This is a genomic window from Streptomyces sp. NPDC037242, assembly GCF_055604165.1.
Genome location: NZ_JBVJUY010000002.1, coordinates 240,065 through 257,598 on the forward strand (window position 1 = coordinate 240,065; position 17,534 = coordinate 257,598).

Genomic DNA, 17,534 nt, shown 5'->3' on the forward strand with positions numbered 1-17,534 from the left:
ACGGCGACCGCCCAAACGGGAGATCGGGGGTGCCACTCGTGCGGATCGGACTGCTCACGGAAGGTGGTTATCCGTATGCGACGGGAGAGGCGAGGCTCTGGTGCGACCGGCTCGTGCGCGGGCTCCCGCAGCACGAGTTCGAGCTCTACGCGCTGAGCCGCAGCGCCGAACAGGAGGAGCGCGGCCGGGTGCCGCTGCCGGACCACGTGACCCGGGTCCGCACCGCCCCCCTGTGGGCCCCCGCCGACGACGGGCGCAGCTACGCGCGGCGCGAGCGGCGGCGCTTCGCCGACTGCTTCACCGCCCTGGTCCGGGGGATCTGCGCGGGTGAGGCCGAGCCCTTCGCGGCCGGGCTGTACGGTCTGGCCGAACTCGCCGGCGAGCAGGGCGGGCTGTACGCGGCCCTGCGCTCCGAGACGGCCGTGCGCGCCGTGGAGTCCGCCTGCCGGGCCCCGGGCGCGAGCCGCTCCGTACAGCCGGCGCAGGTGCCGGACCTGCTGGCCTTCGTGGACGAACTGGAGCGCAGGCTGCGGCCGTTGTCCCTCGACTGGCACCAGGAGCAGGCCCTGGGCGCGGCCGACGTGTGCCACGCCGCATCGGGCGGGGTGGCGGCCCTCCCCGGACTGCTGGCCAAACGCTTCTTCGGGGTGCCGCTGCTGGTCACCGAGTACGGGGTCCAGGTCCGGGCCCAGTACCTGGCGCACCACCTCGCGGCGGACGGCCCCGGCGAGCGGCCCGCGGTACGCGCCCTGCTCGCCGCCTTCCACCTCCGGCTGGCCGGTGAGATCTACGCCGGGGCCGACCTCCTCACCCCCGGCAACGCCCACTCCCGGCGCTGGCAGGAGCGGTGCGGGGCGCCGCGGGAGCGGCTGCGGACGGTCTACCCGGGTATGGAGGCGGACCGATTCGCCACCGTCGGGGAGGACCCCGACTGCGGGGACCCGGACACGCTCGTGTGGGTCGGCCGGATGGAGCCGGCCAAGGACCTGATCGGCCTGCTGCACGCCTTCGCCGAGGTGCGCCGCGCCGAACCCCGGGCCCGGCTGCGGATCTTCGCGGCGGCCGCGGCACCGGGCGCCGAGTCACCGCACTACGCCGCCGACTGCCGCTCGCTGGCCGCGCAGCTGTTCCCCGACGAGGCCGCCGACGCCCGCACCGTCGGGGAGAACCCCGTCACCTTCGAGGAGATCGGCGGACCCGAGGCCCCCTCGCCCGCCGATGCCTACGGCGCCGGCCGGGTGGTCGTGCTGTCCTCCGTCATCGAGGGCTTCCCGATCACCCTGGCCGAGGCGATGTTCTGCGGCCGCGCCACCGTGTCCACGGACGTCGGCGCGGTGTGCGAGGTGATCGGCGGTACCGGGCTCGTGGTCCCGCCGCGCAACCCCCGGGCACTCGCCGACGCCTGCCTCGCCCTGCTGCGGGACCCCGAGCGGGCGCAGCGGCTCGGTGCGGCCGCCCGGGCTCGGGCCCAGGAGCTCTTCACCGTCGAGCAGAACGTGAACGCCTTCCAGGAGAGCTACCTCCACCTCCTCGCCCGCGGATCGGCCCGGCCCGACGGGGAGGTCCCCTTCGCCCAGCCGGCCGAGGCGCGGGTGCCGGGGCACTGGACCAGCCCGACGTGGGCCGCGGCTCCGGAGGTGACCGTATGACCACCGCGGGCGAGACCGACACCGCCAGGCGGCGCCGGGCCGGCGGGGACCCCGTCAAGGCGCTGCTCCACCGGCACCGGGAGCTGTGCGAGCGGGCGGTCGACCCGCTGGAGGTCGCCGCCGGACTGGAGGCGCACGGCATCACCGACCGCACCGCCGCCCGCTTCCGGCACCGGGACGTCTTCTCCCTCGCCGAGGAGCTGTACGCCCGGACCCCGCGCGGCGAGGCACCGCCCGCCGCGCCCGCCGGTCCCGCCGCCGGGCCCCGCGCGGTACGGGGCTTCGGCTACTCGCTGCTGCCCGGGGCCCTCGCGCTCGGCGCGGCCGCCGCCGGGGTGCCCCGGGCCGGAGCCGTCGCCGCGCTCGTCACCGTCGCCGCCCTGGTGTGGCCCGGGCGGAGCGGGGCCGGCGGGGGGCGCCTCGCGGCGCTGCCGTACCTGCTCGCCGCGGCCGCCGTCGGATGGGCCGGCCACCGCCACGGGGTCCCGCTCGCCGTCGCCCTCGCCCTGGCCGTCGCCCCCGGGCACCTGGCCGCCGCCGTGTTCGCGGCCCGCGCCCGGCGCAGGCTCGCCGGGAGCCGGGCCCTGGAGGACTTCGCCGACGGGGTACGGCCGCTGCTGCTCGGGGTGGCCCTGCTGTTCACCGCGGCCGCCGCGGGGGCCGCCGCCCTCGTCGGCGCACCGCTCGCCGAGGCCGTACCGCTCGCGGTGCTGCTGTTCCTGACCCGGCTGCTGCTCGTGCACGGCGCCTCCCGCGGGCCCGTCTCCGCCGCACTGGCCCTCGCCCTGCTCCCGACCCCGGCGGGTCCGCTCGCCGCCGCGGCAGGGCTCCTCGTACACGCGGTGCTCGCGCTCTCCCGGGCGTCGGCACACGCGGCCCGGCCGTAGGACCGCCCTACGGAGCCGACGCCGAAGCGCCCGCGTACCCCTATCCACCCATCCAGCAAGGAGAAACAGGACATGACCGGCCAGCCAACCAACCAAGGGGCCGCGCGATGAGGGTGCTGCTGATCGGAGCCAACGGGTACCTCGGCCGCTATGTCGCGGACCGGCTCCTCGCCGACCCCGCCGTCCAGCTCACCGCGCTCGGCCGAGGGGACGACGCCGACGTGCGCTTCGACCTCGCCACCGGGAGCCCCGGCGCGCTCACCCGGTTCCTCGACGCCGTCCACCCGGGCGTCGTCATCAACTGCGCGGGCGCCACCCGCGGTGGCGCCCGCGAGCTCACCCGGCACAACACCGTCGCCGTCGCCACCATCTGCGAGTCGCTGCGCCGCAGCGGCTGCGGAGCCCGGCTCGTCCAGCTCGGCTGCGCCGCCGAGTACGGGCCCAGCCAGCCCGGATCGTCCACGGCCGAGGACGCCGTGCCGAGACCCGGCGGACCGTACGGGGTCAGCAAACTGGCCGCCACCGAGCTGGTGCTCGGCTCGGGACTCGACGCCGTCGTCCTACGGGTCTTCTCGCCCGTCGGCCCCGGCACCCCGGCCGGCTCCCCGCTCGGCCGGCTCGCCGAGGCCATGCGGCGCGCCATGCAGTCCGGGGACGGCGAGCTCAAGCTCAGCGGGCTCGGCGTGCAGCGCGACTTCGTGGACGTACGGGACGTGGCGCGGGCCGTGCACGCCGCCTCGCTGTCGGCCGCCCAGGGGGTCGTCAACATCGGCACCGGGCGCGCGGTCCGGCTGCGCGACGCGGCGGCCGTGCTGGCGCGGGTCGCCGGGTACGGAGGCTCCCTGCACGAGCTGGACGTACCGCACGGCGGACCGCAGCAGTCGCACGGGCACCCCGGCCGCCCGACGGGCCTGGCCGCCATCGGCTCCCCGCGCTCCGAGGCGACGCCCGAACAGCTCGCCGCAGCGGCCCCGCCGCCGTACCCCTACCCGGACGGCTGCGGTGCCTGGCAGCAGGCCGACGTGCGCACCGCCCGCGACCGGCTCGGCTGGCGGCCCCGGATCAACCTGGAGGAGTCCCTCGCGGACATCTGGATGGAGGCGGCGTGCCGTATCTGACCACCCCGCCGGGGATCGCCGCGGCGGCCGCGACCGAGGCCGGCCGGCTCGGCCTCGGCATCCCCGGGTACGCGCACCCGCTGCTGGCACCGGTGGAGTGGGCGGAGCTGACCCGCCCCGGGACCCCGCTGCACTGGGCCGTGCTCAACGTCACGGACGGCCCGGGAGGGCGGCCCGACCCGCACTGCACGGAGGCCGCCCGGAAGCTGCGCGGCGCGGGCGGCACCGTGCTCGGCCATCTCGCCATGCGAGACGGCGAGCGGTCCTTCGGCGAGCTGGTCTCCGACGCCCACCGCTTCCGGGACTGGTACGGGGTCGGCGGCTTCTACCTGGCCGGCGCACCGGCGGGCCGGGCGGAGCTGGCCGAGGTGCGCCGGGTGACCGACACCCTGCGCGGGCTGGGCGAGGACGTACGGATCGTGCTCGGGCACGGCACCCACCCGTACGAGGGCTACGCGGAGGCCGCCGACCAACTGGTCACGTTCTCCGGGGCCTGGGCCGACTACCGCTGGTCCCAGGTGGCGGAGTGGACCGCGGAGTACCCGGCGGAGCGGTTCTGCCACCTCGTCCACGGAGTGCCGCGCACGCACCTGGAGGAGGCCGTCCGGATCGCCCGCTGGCAGGGCGCCGGGACCATCTGGTTCACGGACCGGCAGGGGGCCGGGGACCGGGACCCGTGGGCCTCGATGCCCGGGTACTGGGACGAAATCGTCTCGCGGATCGGACCGGGTGTCTCGGAATGAAGAAGGGCGTGGCAGTGTTACGGGAAGAACCACCGTTAAGACTTAACCATCTACGGAGTCCCCGTGTCGCTGCCACCCCTGGTCGAGCCAGCTGCTGAGCTCACCGTTGACGAGGTCCGTCGGTACTCCCGCCACCTGATCATCCCGGATGTCGGGATGGACGGCCAGAAGCGCCTGAAGAACGCCAAGGTGCTGGCCGTGGGCGCGGGCGGCCTCGGCTCGCCCGCCCTCATGTACCTGGCCGCGGCCGGCGTCGGCACGCTGGGCATCGTGGAGTTCGACGAGGTCGACGAGTCGAACCTCCAGCGCCAGATCATCCACAGCCAGGCCGACATCGGCCGTTCCAAGGCCGAGTCGGCCCGTGACAGCGTGCTGGGCATCAACCCGTACGTGAACGTGGTCCTTCACGAAGAGCGGCTCGAAGCCGAGAACGTGATGGAGATCTTCAGCCAGTACGACCTCATCGTCGACGGCACGGACAACTTCGCCACGCGCTACCTGGTCAACGACGCCTGCGTGCTGCTGAACAAGCCGTACGTGTGGGGTTCGATCTACCGCTTCGACGGCCAGGCCTCGGTCTTCTGGTCCGAGCACGGCCCGTGCTACCGCTGCCTGTACCCGGAGCCCCCGCCGCCGGGCATGGTCCCGAGCTGCGCCGAGGGCGGCGTGCTGGGCGTGCTCTGCGCGTCCATCGGGTCCATCCAGGTCACCGAGGCCATCAAGGTCCTCACGGGCGTGGGCGAGCCGCTGGTCGGCCGCCTGATGATCTACGACGCCCTGGAGATGCAGTACCGCCAGGTCAAGGTCCGCAAGGACCCCGACTGCGCGGTCTGCGGTCCGAACGCGACCGTCACCGAGCTCATCGACTACGAGGCCTTCTGCGGCGTCGTGTCGGAGGAGGCCCAGGAGGCGGCGCTCGGCTCCACGATCACTCCCAAGCAGCTCAAGGAGTGGATCGACAACGACGAGCCGATCGAGATCATCGACGTCCGCGAGGTCAACGAGTACGAGATCGTCTCGATCCCCGGCGCGAAGCTGATCCCCAAGGGCGAGTTCCTGATGGGCACCGCCCTCCAGGACCTGCCGCAGGACAAGCGCATCGTCCTGCACTGCAAGACGGGTGTCCGCAGTGCGGAGGTCCTCGCGGTCCTGAAGTCCGCGGGCTTCGCCGACGCGGTCCACGTCGGCGGCGGCGTGATCGGCTGGGTCCACCAGATCGAGCCGGAAAAGCCGGTCTACTAGCAGCAGAGCAGCAGCAGGAAGGGGCCGCACCCACCGGGTGCGGCCCCTTCCGCGTGCTCAGGCGGTGGTGCAGACCGTGTTCGCGCCCGGCACCTTCCCGTCCAGCAGATAGGAGTTCACCGCCTCCTGCACGCACTTGTCACCGCTGTTGTACGCGCCGTGCCCCTCACCCTTGTAGGTCAGCTCCACGCCGACGCCGGGGCCGAGCCGCTCCACCATCTTGCGCGCGCCCTCGTACGGGGTCGCCGGGTCGCCGGTGTTGCCGATCACCAGGATCGGGGCGGCCCCGGGGGCGGAGACGTCCGGGGTGTCCCAGACGCCCGCTACCGGCCAGTCCGTGCAGCTCATCAGGCCCCAGCCGAGGAAGTCCCCGAAGACGGGCGAGGCCGAACGGAAGCCCGGGAGCTTGGACTTGGTCTGCGCCAGGGAGTAGCGCTCCTTGGAGTCGGCGCAGTTGATCGCGGTGTTCGCGGCGCCGATGTTGCTGTACCTGCCCTGCTGGTCCCGGCCGTTGAGCGCGTCGGAGAGGGCGAGGAGCAACTGCCCCTGGCCGCCTTCGGCCTCGTCGAGCCCCTGCTCCAGCAGCGGCCACAGCTCCTTCGAGTACAGGGCCTGGGCGATGCCGTTGGTGGCCGAGGTCTCGGTGAGCTGCCGGCCGCCGATGCCGGGGATCGGCTTGGCCGCCAGGTCCTTCTGGAGCTTGATGACGTTGTTCTCGATCTCCTTGGCGGTGCTGCCCTGGAGCCTGCAGGCGTCGCCGCGGTTCACGCAGTCCTGGGCGAAGTTGCCGAGGGCCAGCTGGAAGCCCTTGGCCTGGCCCAGTGCCCCCTCCTCGGAGGTCTTGGTGGGGTCGACGACGGCGTCGAACACGGCCCGGCCGACGTTCTTGGGGAAGAGGTGGGCGTAGACCCCGCCGAGCTCGGTGCCGTAGGAGATGCCGAAGTAGTGGAGCTTGTCGTCGCCGAGGGCCTGGCGGATCCGGTCCAGGTCGCGGGCCGCGTTGGGTGTGCCGACGTGGGGGAGCACCTTGCCGGAGTTCTGCTCGCAGGCCTGCTGGTACTTCTGGATGTTGTCGACGAACACCTTCTCCTGCTCCGGTGTGGACGGGGTGGAGTCGGCGGCGTAGTAGGCGTCGAGCTGCTTGTCGTCCTCACAGCGGACGGGGGCGCTGCGGCCCACTCCGCGGGGATCGAAGCTGACCAGGTCGTACCGCTCGCGCAGGGCCGCGTACTCGGTGGCCGCGCCGGGGAGGGTGCTGATGCCGGAGCCGCCCGGTCCGCCGAAGTTGAAGACGAGGGAGCCGATGCGCCGGTCCTTGTCGCGGGCCTGGGCGCGGATCAGGGCGAGCGGGATCGTCTCGCCCTCCGGCTCGGCGTAGTCGAGGGGCACGTCGAGGGTGGCGCACTTCCAGTCCTTGCCGGGAGTCTGGCCGCCGCCCTGGTCGACGGTGGGCGCCTCGCAGTCCCCCCACTTGAGGGGTTTGGAGCCCCGGGCACCGCCGTCCTTCGTCTTCGTGTCCTTCTCCCCGCTGTCGGAACAGGCACCGGCGGTCAGCAGCGCGGTGGCGACGGCGGCGGCAGCGGTGATCCGAAGGGCGTTTCGCGGCATGCCCCCATCCTGTGGGCCCGCCGCTCAGGCCGCCCGCGCCGTGGGCCGAACGGGTCTGGCGGGCGGGCGGGCTCGACGGGCTCGACGGGCCGGGGGCCGGGGCCGTCAGGCCGGGGCCAGGATCTGCTTCGCCGCGCTGCGGCCGGTGGCCACGCAGGCGGCGACGCCCACGCCCTCGTACGCCGCTCCGCACAGGGCCAGGCCCGGGAGCTTGGCGGCGGCCTCGCGGATGCGGGCGACGCGCTCGCGGTGGCCGACGCCGTACTGGGGCAGGCCGCGGTCCCAGCGGGTCACGCGGGCGGCCAGGGGTTCGCCCATCGGCCCGACCGCGTGGTGCAGTTCGGCGATGGCCGAGCGGACCAGGTGGCGGTCGGGGCGGCTCAGCAGCTCCTCCTCGCCGATCCGGCCGACGGAGGCCCGCAGGACGAAGGTGTCGGGGGCCGAGGAGTCCAGCCAGGACCACTTGTTGGAGAGGAAGGAGGCGGCCTTGAGGATGTGCCCGTCCACCGGCGGGACCAGGAAGCCGTTGCCCTCCGGGAGGAAGTGGGCCCGGGCACGGGAGAACGCCATCGTGATCACGGCGGTGGACGCGTGCGGAATGGCCGACAGCTCGTCCTCCGCCATCGGGGAGTGCGGGCGCAGCAGCTCCGCCGCCGCGTAGGCGGGGAGCGCCAGGATCACGCCGTCCGCCTCCATGGTCAGGGGGCCGTCGTCGGTCATGGCCTGCACCCGCCAGCGGTCCCCCGCGGTCCGCTGGAGCGAGCGGGCGGCCGTACCGGTGAGGATCCGGGCCCCGCAGGCCTCCGCGACCGCCTGCGGAAAGCGGCCCGTACCGCCGACCACGCCCTGGACGGCCACGGCCGCCGAGCGCGGGGCGCCGGCCGCCCGCATCCGGCGCAGGGCGGGGAGCAGGGGGGTGCCCGCTTCCGCGAGGGCCGCGATGCGCGGCATGGCGGCGCGCAGCGAGAGCCGGTCGGCGCGGCCGGCGTAGACGCCGCCCAGCAGCGGTTCGATCAGCCGGGCCACGGCCTCCCGGCCGAAGCGGGCCGCGAGGTAGTCGGCGACCGAGCAGTCCTCGGTCAGGGGGGAGGCGGGCAGCTTCTCCTCGGCGGCCACACGTGCCACGCCCTCGGGGGAGAGCAGGCCGGTGCCGGCGAGGGCGGCGGGGTCGGTGGGGACGCCCATCACATGGCCGGCGGGCAGGGGGCGCAGGGCGCCGTTGGTCCAGATGGTGGTGGGGGCCTTCGCGGGGTCGCACAGGGCGTCGCCGAGTCCGACCGCGGCGGCCAGTTCCACGGCCTCGGGCCGCAGGGCCATGAGGGATTCGGCTCCCTCGTCCACGGCGATTCCGGCGATGGTGCCGGTGCGGAGCTTGCCGCCGACCTTGGCGAGGCTCTCCAGGACGGTGACGTCGGCCTGGCCGCGCAACTGCCATGCGGCGGCCAGACCGCTGATGCCGCCGCCGATGACGATCACTGAACGCATTGTCTTCTCCCGCGACCGATTTGTTCCCATATAGAACATATGGGGGTGCGCTGTGTCAGCGCCTCATGCTTTCGGCCAGAGCCTCCAGCTCCGCCCGGTACGGGAAGCTGCCCGGCTCGTACGCGCAGTACGGGTCCGCCTCCAGCACGTCGCGCGTGAAGCCGTACGCCCGCGAGCGCGACCCCCCGCACACCGTCTTGAACTCGCAGGCCCCGCACTTCCCGCGCAGCAGCGAGGGATCCCGGAGCTTGGTGAACAGCGCCGAGCCCCGGTAGATGTCGGTCAGCGGATGGTTCTTCACGTTGCCCGCCGAGACGGGCAGGAAGCCGCTGGGGTGGACCTCGCCGGTGTGCGAGATGAAGACGAAGCCGCGCCCCGAGGAGACGTCCATGGGCGGCCGTCGCACCGCCCGCCGCTCCCCGTCGAAGACCCCCAGCTCGCGGGCGCGGGCCGACAGGCGCCCGTACAGCTCGCCGAGAACGGGCCGCTCGCCGCGCGCGTCGAGCACCGTCCGCTGGAGCGCGACCCGCCGGAAGTGGTGGCCCTCCGTGGTCTTGGTCGCCATGACCGCACCGCAGTCGTAGAGGAAGTGCAGCACGTCCTCGATCTCTTCTGCGGTGAGCGCGTCCAACTGCTCCCCGCGCCCCGTCGGCACCAGGATGAACCCCGACCACAGCATCGCGCCCTCGCGCCCGACCAGCGCCGCGATGTCGGCGAGGTCCTCCAGGCAGTCCCGGGTGACCGTCGTGTTGATCTGCACCTTGAGCCCGAGCTCGCGGGCCGCCCGCCAGCCGTCCAAGGTCCAGTCGAACACCCCGGGCACGCCCCGGAAGGCGTCGTGCCGCCGGGCGGTCGAGCCGTCCAGGGACAGGGACAGGGCGACGGCTCCCGCGCCCTGGACCGCCACCAGGTTCTCCCGCGTCAGCGTGGGCGTACCGGAGGGGGAGACCGCGACCCGCAGGCCGAGCGAGGTCCCGTACGCGATGAGGTCGGTGAGGTCGGCGCGCTGGAAGGGGTCCCCGCCGGTGATCACGAACAGCGGGCTCGGCCGGCCGAAGGCGGCGATCTGGTCCATCACCCGGCGGGCGTCCGCCCCGTCGAGCTCCTGCGGGTGGCGGGCGGTCTGCGCCTCGGCCCGGCAGTGCAGGCAGGCCAGCGGGCAGGCCCGCGTCGCCTCCCAGATCACGATGAAGGGCCGCTCGGAGACGTCGTGCCGGGGCCGGCGTACGACGGTGGGCGCGGGGCGGCTCACGACACGCGCTCCCAGCCCCGCTTCTGCGGGCGGTTCGCCAACTGCTCCGGATCCCGCCTGCGGTAGACCACGTAGGGCCGGAGCACGTACTTCAGCGGCGCCGAGAACATGTGCACCAGCCGTGAGTACGGGATCAGCGCGAAGAGCGTGAAGCCGAAGAGGATGTGCAGCTGGAAGACGAGCGGGGCGCCCGCCATCAGGTGGTAGTCCGGGTCCAGGGTGAACAGGCTGCGGAACCAGACCGAGATGCCTTCGCGGTAGTTGTAACCGTCCGTCTGGCCGGTGGAGTTGAGGACCGTGGCCGTCAGGCCGAGGACCATCGCGCCCAGCAGGAACGTGTACATCAGGTGGTCGCTCTTCAGCGTGGCCCTGCGGACGGCGGGGACCTTGAAGCGCCGGTGGACCAGGATGCCGATGCCCACGGCGGCCGCAAGGCCCGCCACCGCGCCGGTGGAGACGGCGAGCAGGTGGTACGCGTGGTCGCTCAGACCCACCGCGTCCGTCCAGCTCATCGGGATCAGCAGGCCCACGACATGGCCCAGGACCACGAACAGCATGCCGAAGTGGAAGAGCGGCGAGCCGATGCGCAGCAGCCGCGACTCGTGCAGCTGCGAGGAGTGGGTGGTCCAGCCGAACTTGTCGAACCGGGCCCGCCAGACCGTGCCCGCGATCAGCAGCGCGACGGAGACGTACGGGAGCACGCCCCACAGGAGGAGGTCCATCAGGCGCTCTGCCTTTCGGGTGCGGTGGGCCAGGGGAGGTCGACGGGCGGGTCGATGCCCGGACCGAAGGGTTCGAGCGGCGAGCCCGCGCCCACCAGCTCCTGCGGCGGCCCGTTCCGTGCGAGGGCCTTCGCCTCGGCCTTGGTCTCGGGGGAGGCCCCGGGCAGGGTCGCGCAGACGGCCCGCAGCACTCCCGCGTACGGGGAGCCCGACTCGGTGAGCGCGATCCGCAGCAGCTCCAGCCCGGCCCGGTGCTCCTGGAGCAGCTCGGTGCCGGGCTCCTCGCGCAGGGCGGCGAACTCCAGGGCCACGGGCAGGAAGTCGGGCAGCTCCTCGCCCGCGAACTCCAGCCCGAAGTCCCGGTAGATCCGCTTCAGCCGGACCAGGGACAGCCCGCGCCGGCGGGTGTCGCCGTCCACCCACCAGGTCAGGTACAGGCAGCGCCGGTTGCGGGTGTCGAAGGTGGCGGTGTACTCGGCGCACAGCTCGATCGGGCTCAGGGACCCGGCGTGGTCGAGGAACGCGCCGAGCAGCGCGGCCGGTTCGGCGGGCGCCCCGGCGAGGGCCGCACGGAGCCGGGGGAACTCGTCGTGGAAGTGGTCGCCGGGGTACTGCAGGGCGCAGCCCGCGACCAGGCGTACCAGGGCATCCGGGTTCACGAACTCCTCCTTGTGGGGCTGAGGTTGAGCATCACGCGCGGCTCGGGCAGCGCACCCACCGGGCACTCGGCGCCGGCGCCGTCCAGCGGGTGCGTCTCGGCGAGCGCCTCGGCGTCGGCGCGGGCCGCCGAAGGGATCACGAAACGGTCCTCGATCTTGGCGATGGCCAGGAGCCGGAACATGTCCTCCATCTCCTGCCCGGTCAGCCCGACCGCCGCGGCGATCGACTCGTCCCGCTCCTCGCCGAGGTTGACGCGCCGCATGTACGCGCGCATCGCGGCCATCCGGCGCAGGACCGCCTCCACCGGGAAGGTGTCCCCGGCGGTGAGGATCTGCGCGAGGTACTCGACTGGGATGCGCATCGCGTCGATGGCGCCGAAGAGGTTGCCCGCGTCCTCGCCGTCGCTGCCGGTGGCGGCGACCGCCTCGACCACGGGGGAGAGCGGGGGGACGTACCAGACCATCGGCATCGTCCGGTACTCCGGATGGAGCGGGAGGGCGACCTGGTAGGTGGCGATCAGGTCGTAGACGGGGGAGTTGCGGGCGGCGTCGATCCACTCGTCGGTGATGCCGGCCGCGCGGGCGGCCGCGGCGACGGCCGGGTCGTGCGGGTCCAGGAAGCACTCGACCTGGGAGGGGTAGAGGTCGTGCTCGTCCTCCACGGCGGCGGCCTCGGCGACCTTGTCGGCGTCGTAGAGCATCACGCCGATGTAGCGCATCCGGCCCACGCAGGTCTCCGAGCACACCGTCGGCATGCCGACCTCAATGCGCGGGAAGCAGAAGGTGCACTTCTCGGCCTTGCCGGTCCGGTGGTTGAAGTACACCTTCTTGTACGGGCAGCCGGTCACGCACATGCGCCAGCCCCGGCACTGGTCCTGGTCGACCAGGACGATGCCGTCCTCCTCCCGCTTGTACATCGCGCCTGAGGGGCAGGACGAGACGCACGCGGGGTTGAGGCAGTGCTCGCAGACCCGGGGGAGGTAGAACATGAAGCTCTGCTCGAACTCGAAGCGGATCTTCTCGCCGACCTCGTCGCGGATCTTCTCGACGATCGGGTCCCTGGGCGCGTGGGCGGGGGCGCCGCCGAGGTTGTCGTCCCAGTTCGGCCCCCACTCGATCTTGTCGATCGGCTCGCCGGTCACCTGGGAGACGGGCCGGGCGGTGGGCATGTCGTCGCCCGCCGGGGCCTCGGTGAGGTTCTTGTACTCGTACGTCCAGGGCTGGTAGTAGTCGTCGATCTCCGGCAGGTGGGGGTTGGCGAAGATCTGGCCCAGCTTGGCCAGACGGCCGCCCGCCCGGAGGCGGAGCCTGCCGGAGCGGGTCCGCTCCCAGCCGCCCTTCCACTTCTCCTGGTCCTCCCAGCGGCGCGGGTAGCCCTGGCCGGGGAGGGTCTCGACGTTGTTGAACCAGACGTACTCGGTGCCCTGCCGGTTGGTCCACGCCTGCTTGCAGGTGACCGAACAGGTGTGGCAGCCGATGCACTTGTCGAGGTTCATGACCATCGCGACCTGTGCCATCACTCGTCCGACAGTCGTTTCACGACGGGGCATGTGTCTAGTACTCCACCTTCTGGTCGCGGCGGCGGATGACCGTCACCTCGTCGCGCTGGTTGCCGGTCGGGCCGAGGTAGTTGAAGGCCCAGGTCAACTGGGCGTAGCCGCCGATGAGATGGGTGGGCTTGAGCATCACCCTGGTCAGCGAGTTGTGGATGCCGCCGCGGCGGCCGGTCTTCTGCGTCTTCGGGACGCCGACCGTGCGCTCCTGCGCGTGGTTCATGTAGACCGTGCCGGGCGGCATCTTGTGGGAGACGATCGCGCGGGCGGTGACCACGCCGTTGCGGTTGACCGCCTCGATCCAGTCGTTGTCCGCGACCCCGATGGCATCGGCGTCCTGCGGGGACATCCACACCGTCTGGCCGCCGCGGCCCAGCGTCATCATGTAGAGGTTGTCCTGGTACTGGCTGTGGATGGCCCACTTGTTGTGCGGGGTCAGGTAGCGGACCGCCACCGTCTTCTCGTCGACCACGCCGAGCTCGGGCTCCCCGTACAGGGTGTGCATGTTCAGCGGCGGCTTGTAGACCGGGAGGGACTCCCCGACCTCGTGCAGCCAGTCGTGGTCGATGAAGAAGTGCTGGCGGCCGGTGAGGGTGTGCCAGGGCTTGAGGTGCTCGGTGTTCACGGTGAAGGCCGTGTAGCGCCGCCCGCCGGCCTCAGACCCCGACCACTCGGGCGAGGTGATCACCGGGACCGGGCGGGCCTGGGTGTCGGCGAAGGTGATCCGCTTGCCCTCGGCCTCGGCGGCCAGATGGGCCATGTGCGTGCCGACCTTCTTCTCCAGGGTCTCGAAACCCTGCGTCGCGAGACGGCCGTTGGAGGTGCCGGAGAGCGAGAGGATCGCCTCGCAGGCGCGCTGCGCCGTGTCCAGGCGCGGGCGGCCGTCGGCGACGCCGCCGCGGACCAGGCCGTTCTTGCGCCCCAGGTAGGCGACCTCCTCGGCCACGTCGAAGGTGATGGCCTTCGTCGTCACGCCGAGCTCGTCGACGAGCGGCCCGAGCGCGGCGAACTTCTCGCCGACCGCGCCGTAGTCGCGCTCGACGACGGCCAGGTTGTACATCGTCCTTCCGGGTACGGGCTCGCACTCGCCCTTCGACCAGTCCAGCGCGACCCCTCCCGGCTGGGCCATCTCGCCGCCCGGGGTGTCGTGCTGGAGCGCGGTCGCCACCAGGTCCTTGCGTACGCCCAGATGGGATGCGGCGAGCTCGCCGAACCGCTCGGCGAGGCCGAGGAAGGCGTCGTAGTCGGACCGGGCCTGCCACGGCGGGTCCACGGCCGGGGTGAAGGCGTGCAGGAAGGGGTGCATGTCCGTGGAGGACAGGTCGTGCTTCTCGTACCAGGTGGCCGCCGGGAGGACCACGTCCGACAGGAGCGTCGTGGACGTCATCCGGAAGTCCATGGACATGAGGAGGTCGAGCTTGCCCTCGACATCAGCCTCCCGGTACGTCACGTCCCTCGGCTCGCAACGCGGCCCGTCCTCGGGGAGGTTGGAGTGCGTGCCGAGCAGGTGCTTGAGGAAGTACTCGTTGCCCTTGGAACTGGATCCGAGGAGGTTGGCCCGCCATACGTTGAGCACGCGCGGCCAGTTGCGCGGCGCGTCCGGGTCCTCGCCGGCGAAGCCGAGGGTGCCGTCCTTGAGCTGCTCGACGGCGGCGGCGACCGGGTCCGCCGCCTCGCCGAGCTCCAGTGGATTGCGGTCGAAGGTCGGGTAGGACGGCATCCACCCCATGCGGGTGCTCGCCGCCAGGCAGTCGGCGCCGGTCATGCCCTCGAAGGCGCCCTCGGCGAGCGGCGACGCGAGCGCCTCGGCCGGCAGGGTGTCGTAGCGCCACTGGTCGGTGTGCAGGTAGAACCAGGCCGCGCCGATCATCTGGCGCGGCGGGCGCGACCAGTCGGAGGCGGCGGCCAGGGTGGCCCAGCCGGTGACCGGACGGCACTTCTCCTGGCCGACGTAGTGGCCCCAGCCGCCGCCGTTGCGGCCCTGGCAGCCGGTGAGGGTGAGCAGGGCGAGGAAGGCGCGGTAGATGGTCTCGGAATGGAACCAGTGGTTCGTCCCCGCACCCATCAGGATCATGCAGCGGCCCTGCGACTGCTCGGCCGTCTGCGCGAACTCCCGCGCCACGCGCGCCGCCTGGGCCGCCGGGACGGAGGTCAGCGACTCCTGCCAGCCGGGGGTGCCGGGCGCGCTCGCGTCCTCGTAGCCGGTGGGCCACTCCCCGGGCAGGCCGTCGCGGCCCACCCCGTACTGGGCGAGCATCAGGTCGAACACGGTGGTGACGAGCCGGCCGCCGAGCCGGCGCACCGGCACACCGCGGCGGACGGTGCCGCCGCGCTCGTCGTCCTCGAAGCGGGGCAGGGTGATCTCGGCGCTCTCGCCCTCGCCCAGCAGGGTCAGGCGCGGAACGGTGTCGCCGAGGTCGAGGTTCCACTCCGGCTTCTCGTTCTTGCCCCAGCGGTGCCCGAGGGTGCCGTTCGGGACGACGGGCTCACCGCTCGCGTCGTCGATCAGGACGGTCTTCCACTGCGCGTTCTCGGTGGCGCGGCCCAGATCGGCGGCGGTGACGAACTTCCCCGGGACCAGCCCCTGATCGGTTTCGCGCAGCGATACCAGGAACGGCAGGTCGGTGTACTTCCGCACGTAATCCGTGAAGAACGGTGTCTGCTTCTCGACGAAGAATTCCTTGAGGATGACATGGCCCATCGCCAGGGCCAGCGCACCGTCCGTGCCCGGGTGCGGGTGCATCCATTCGTCGGCGAACTTGGTGTTGTCCGCGAAATCCGGCGAGACGGTGACGACCTTCTGGCCGCGGTAGCGGGCCTCGGTCATCCAGTGCGCGTCCGGGGTACGGGTGACGGGGACGTTGGAGCCCCACATCATCAGGTACGCGGCGTCCCACCAGTCCCCCGACTCGGGCACGTCGGTCTGGTCCCCGAACACCTGCGGCGAGGCGACCGGGAGGTCGGCGTACCAGTCGTAGAAGGACAGCATCGGCGCGCCGATGAGGGAGTGGAAGCGGGCACCGGCGGCGTGCGAGGCCATCGACATCGCCGGGATCGGCGAGAAGCCGGCGACCCGGTCCGGGCCGTGCTCCTTGATGGTGTGCACGTGCGCCGCGGCGACGATCTCGGTCGCTTCCTCCCAGGTCGCGCGCACCAGACCGCCCTTGCCGCGGGCCCGCTGGTACGCACGCCGGCGCGCGGGGTCGCCCTGGATGTCGGCCCACGCCTCGACGGGGTCGCCCAGGCGCCGCTTGGCCTCGCGGTACATCTCCAGGAGGGAGCCGCGCACGTACGGGTAGCGGACGCGGGTGGGGGAGTAGGAGTACCAGGAGAACGAGGCGCCGCGCGGGCAGCCGCGGGGCTCGTACTCCGGGCTGTCCGGGCCGACGGAGGGGTAGTCCGTCGACTGGGTCTCCCAGGTGATGATCCCGTCCTTGACGTACACCTTCCAACGGCAGGAACCGGTGCAGTTCACGCCGTGGGTGGAGTACACGACCTTGTCGTGGCTCCACCGGTCCCGGTAGAACGCCTCCGCGGCCCGCCCGCCGGTGCGGTGGACGGTGCGCAGGTCGTCGGACACCTCGGCGCGGGTGAAGAAGCTGCCCGCCTTGATGAGTGAATCGGCGGCCGCCTGATGGCTTTGACGTCCCTGACGCTGGTGCAAAGCGACCCTCCAGGCCGGAAAACTATGGTGCTTTCGACGCTACGCCTGCGGAAAAGGCGAACCCGATGACAAAGGTCCCGTCGGGGCATGACCTCTTTCCGGTCTTTCGCGGGCCCCTTGGATGTCAGGCTGGAGGAAGTCCAACTCCGCGAAGGCGGAGGTAAATTACGCGGAGAAATGCCAATTAATGAAGTACAGGTGGATACCGGACCAGCACGGGGCCTGGGCGATGCTGGCGGTGCCGTTCCTCGCGGGGACACTGCTCGCCCCCCGGCCGGGGTGGGCGCACGCGCTGCTCTTCGCGGCCTGGCTGCTCGGGTACGTCGCCGTGTTCCACGCCCAGCAGTGGCTGCGGCTGCACCGGCGCGGGCTGCGGTCGGCCGGGCGGCACGGGCGCCCGGCCGTGGTCTTCGGCGCGGCCTTCGCGGCGGCGGGCGGGCCGGTGGCTGCGCTGCACCCGTGGCTGGTGGTGGCGGCGCTGATCGCCTCGCCGTTCGTGGCGGTGAACACGTACTTCGCGTGGCGGGGCCGCGAGCGCGCCCTGGTCAACGGGCTCGCGGCGGTGGTCCCGGCCTGCGGCATGCTCCTGGTGGCGGGCCGCCTGGGCGGGGCGGGAGCGCTGTGGGCGCCGGCGCTCGCCTGCCTGCTGTACTTCGCGGGCACGGTCCCGTACGTGAAGACGATGATCCGGGAGCGGAACTCCCGGGCGTACTACCGGGGGTCGGTGGCCTACCACGCGGCCGCCCTGGCGGCGGCCTGCTGCCTCTCGCCGTGGCTGGCGCTCCCCTTCACGGCCTACCTGGCCCGGGCCGCCGCCCTCCCCGGCCGCGCCCTGAAGGCCCCCGTCATCGGCGCGGTCGAGGTCGCCTGCTCCGCGGCCCTGCTGGCGGCGCTGCTGCTGGTCTTCTGATCCTGCGAGCCGGGCGCGGGCACGCGGCGGTCCGACCGCCGG

Annotated in this window: 13 protein-coding genes; 6 read left to right on the forward strand and 7 right to left on the reverse strand. The window is 72.8% G+C overall.

Annotated elements, in window-relative coordinates; translation table 11 throughout:
* Positions 1 to 38: 38 nt before the first annotated feature.
* The 5 genes from pelF to moeZ all read left to right on the forward strand — a co-directional run bounded on the left by pelF (position 39) and on the right by moeZ (position 5,639).
* Entirely contained in the window at positions 39 to 1,649 is a 1,611-nt protein-coding gene (pelF, locus tag ACZ7GJ_RS03965) for a GT4 family glycosyltransferase PelF (RefSeq protein ID WP_470749638.1), read from the forward strand.
* Positions 1,646 to 2,536: a hypothetical protein gene (locus ACZ7GJ_RS03970; protein WP_470749144.1), complete on the forward strand. Its 891-nt coding sequence runs from the start codon at positions 1,646 to 1,648 to the stop codon at positions 2,534 to 2,536. The genes pelF and ACZ7GJ_RS03970 overlap by 4 nt, the downstream gene beginning before the upstream one ends.
* Positions 2,537 to 2,643: 107 nt before the next feature.
* The gene (locus ACZ7GJ_RS03975; RefSeq protein WP_470749146.1) at positions 2,644 to 3,654 is read left to right on the forward strand and encodes an NAD-dependent epimerase/dehydratase; all 1,011 of its coding nucleotides are present in this window, start codon (positions 2,644 to 2,646) and stop codon (positions 3,652 to 3,654) included.
* A complete protein-coding gene (locus ACZ7GJ_RS03980; RefSeq protein ID WP_470749148.1) occupies positions 3,642 to 4,397 on the forward strand; it encodes a spherulation-specific family 4 protein in 756 nt (251 codons plus the stop codon). Before ACZ7GJ_RS03975 ends, ACZ7GJ_RS03980 begins: the two co-directional genes overlap by 13 nt.
* Positions 4,398 to 4,460: 63 nt before the next feature.
* Entirely contained in the window at positions 4,461 to 5,639 is a 1,179-nt protein-coding gene (gene moeZ / locus ACZ7GJ_RS03985) for an adenylyltransferase/sulfurtransferase MoeZ (protein ID WP_470749150.1), read from the forward strand.
* 57 nt (positions 5,640 to 5,696) lie between these two features.
* Here the strand turns inward: moeZ and ACZ7GJ_RS03990 are convergent, their stop codons facing one another.
* The 7 genes from ACZ7GJ_RS03990 to ACZ7GJ_RS04020 all read right to left on the reverse strand — a co-directional run bounded on the left by ACZ7GJ_RS03990 (position 5,697) and on the right by ACZ7GJ_RS04020 (position 16,582).
* A complete protein-coding gene (locus ACZ7GJ_RS03990) occupies positions 5,697 to 7,247 on the reverse strand; it encodes an alpha/beta hydrolase (protein ID WP_470749152.1) in 1,551 nt (516 codons plus the stop codon).
* 105 nt (positions 7,248 to 7,352) lie between these two features.
* Positions 7,353 to 8,732 (reverse strand): protoporphyrinogen oxidase, encoded by a 1,380-nt coding sequence (hemG, locus tag ACZ7GJ_RS03995; RefSeq protein WP_470749154.1) that lies wholly within the window; start codon positions 8,730 to 8,732, stop codon positions 7,353 to 7,355.
* 55 nt (positions 8,733 to 8,787) lie between these two features.
* Positions 8,788 to 9,984, reverse strand: coding sequence for a TIGR04053 family radical SAM/SPASM domain-containing protein (locus tag ACZ7GJ_RS04000; protein ID WP_470749156.1), 1,197 nt, complete (start codon positions 9,982 to 9,984; stop codon positions 8,788 to 8,790).
* Positions 9,981 to 10,706, reverse strand: a complete 726-nt coding sequence (gene narI / locus ACZ7GJ_RS04005; protein WP_470749158.1) for a respiratory nitrate reductase subunit gamma — start codon at positions 10,704 to 10,706, stop codon at positions 9,981 to 9,983. The genes ACZ7GJ_RS04000 and narI overlap by 4 nt, the downstream gene beginning before the upstream one ends.
* Positions 10,706 to 11,365, reverse strand: coding sequence for a nitrate reductase molybdenum cofactor assembly chaperone (narJ, locus tag ACZ7GJ_RS04010; protein WP_470749160.1), 660 nt, complete (start codon positions 11,363 to 11,365; stop codon positions 10,706 to 10,708). Before narJ ends, narI begins: the two co-directional genes overlap by 1 nt.
* A complete protein-coding gene (narH, locus tag ACZ7GJ_RS04015; RefSeq protein ID WP_470749162.1) occupies positions 11,362 to 12,915 on the reverse strand; it encodes a nitrate reductase subunit beta in 1,554 nt (517 codons plus the stop codon). Before narH ends, narJ begins: the two co-directional genes overlap by 4 nt.
* A 4-nt stretch (positions 12,916 to 12,919) precedes the next feature.
* Positions 12,920 to 16,582: a nitrate reductase subunit alpha gene (locus tag ACZ7GJ_RS04020; protein ID WP_470749164.1), complete on the reverse strand. Its 3,663-nt coding sequence runs from the start codon at positions 16,580 to 16,582 to the stop codon at positions 12,920 to 12,922.
* Positions 16,583 to 16,769: 187 nt separating this feature from the next.
* On the opposite strand from ACZ7GJ_RS04020, the gene ACZ7GJ_RS04025 reads away from it, so the two are divergent.
* The gene (locus ACZ7GJ_RS04025; RefSeq protein WP_470749166.1) at positions 16,770 to 17,492 is read left to right on the forward strand and encodes a YwiC-like family protein; all 723 of its coding nucleotides are present in this window, start codon (positions 16,770 to 16,772) and stop codon (positions 17,490 to 17,492) included.
* Positions 17,493 to 17,534 lie beyond the last annotated feature (42 nt).

What these genes read in the sequence shown, in the direction of transcription:
- ACZ7GJ_RS03970 (WP_470749144.1), top strand. Translation starts at nt 1,646, where the DNA reads ATGACCACCGCGGGCGAGACCGACACCGCCAGGCGGCGCCGGGCCGGC.
- ACZ7GJ_RS03975 (WP_470749146.1), top strand. Translation starts at nt 2,644, where the DNA reads ATGAGGGTGCTGCTGATCGGAGCCAACGGGTACCTCGGCCGCTATGTC.
- ACZ7GJ_RS03990 (WP_470749152.1), bottom strand. Translation starts at nt 7,247, where the DNA reads ATGCCGCGAAACGCCCTTCGGATCACCGCTGCCGCCGCCGTCGCCACC.
- hemG (WP_470749154.1), bottom strand. Translation starts at nt 8,732, where the DNA reads ATGCGTTCAGTGATCGTCATCGGCGGCGGCATCAGCGGTCTGGCCGCC.
- narI (WP_470749158.1), bottom strand. Translation starts at nt 10,706, where the DNA reads ATGGACCTCCTCCTGTGGGGCGTGCTCCCGTACGTCTCCGTCGCGCTG.
- narH (WP_470749162.1), bottom strand. Translation starts at nt 12,915, where the DNA reads ATGCCCCGTCGTGAAACGACTGTCGGACGAGTGATGGCACAGGTCGCG.
- ACZ7GJ_RS04025 (WP_470749166.1), top strand. Translation starts at nt 16,770, where the DNA reads ATGAAGTACAGGTGGATACCGGACCAGCACGGGGCCTGGGCGATGCTG.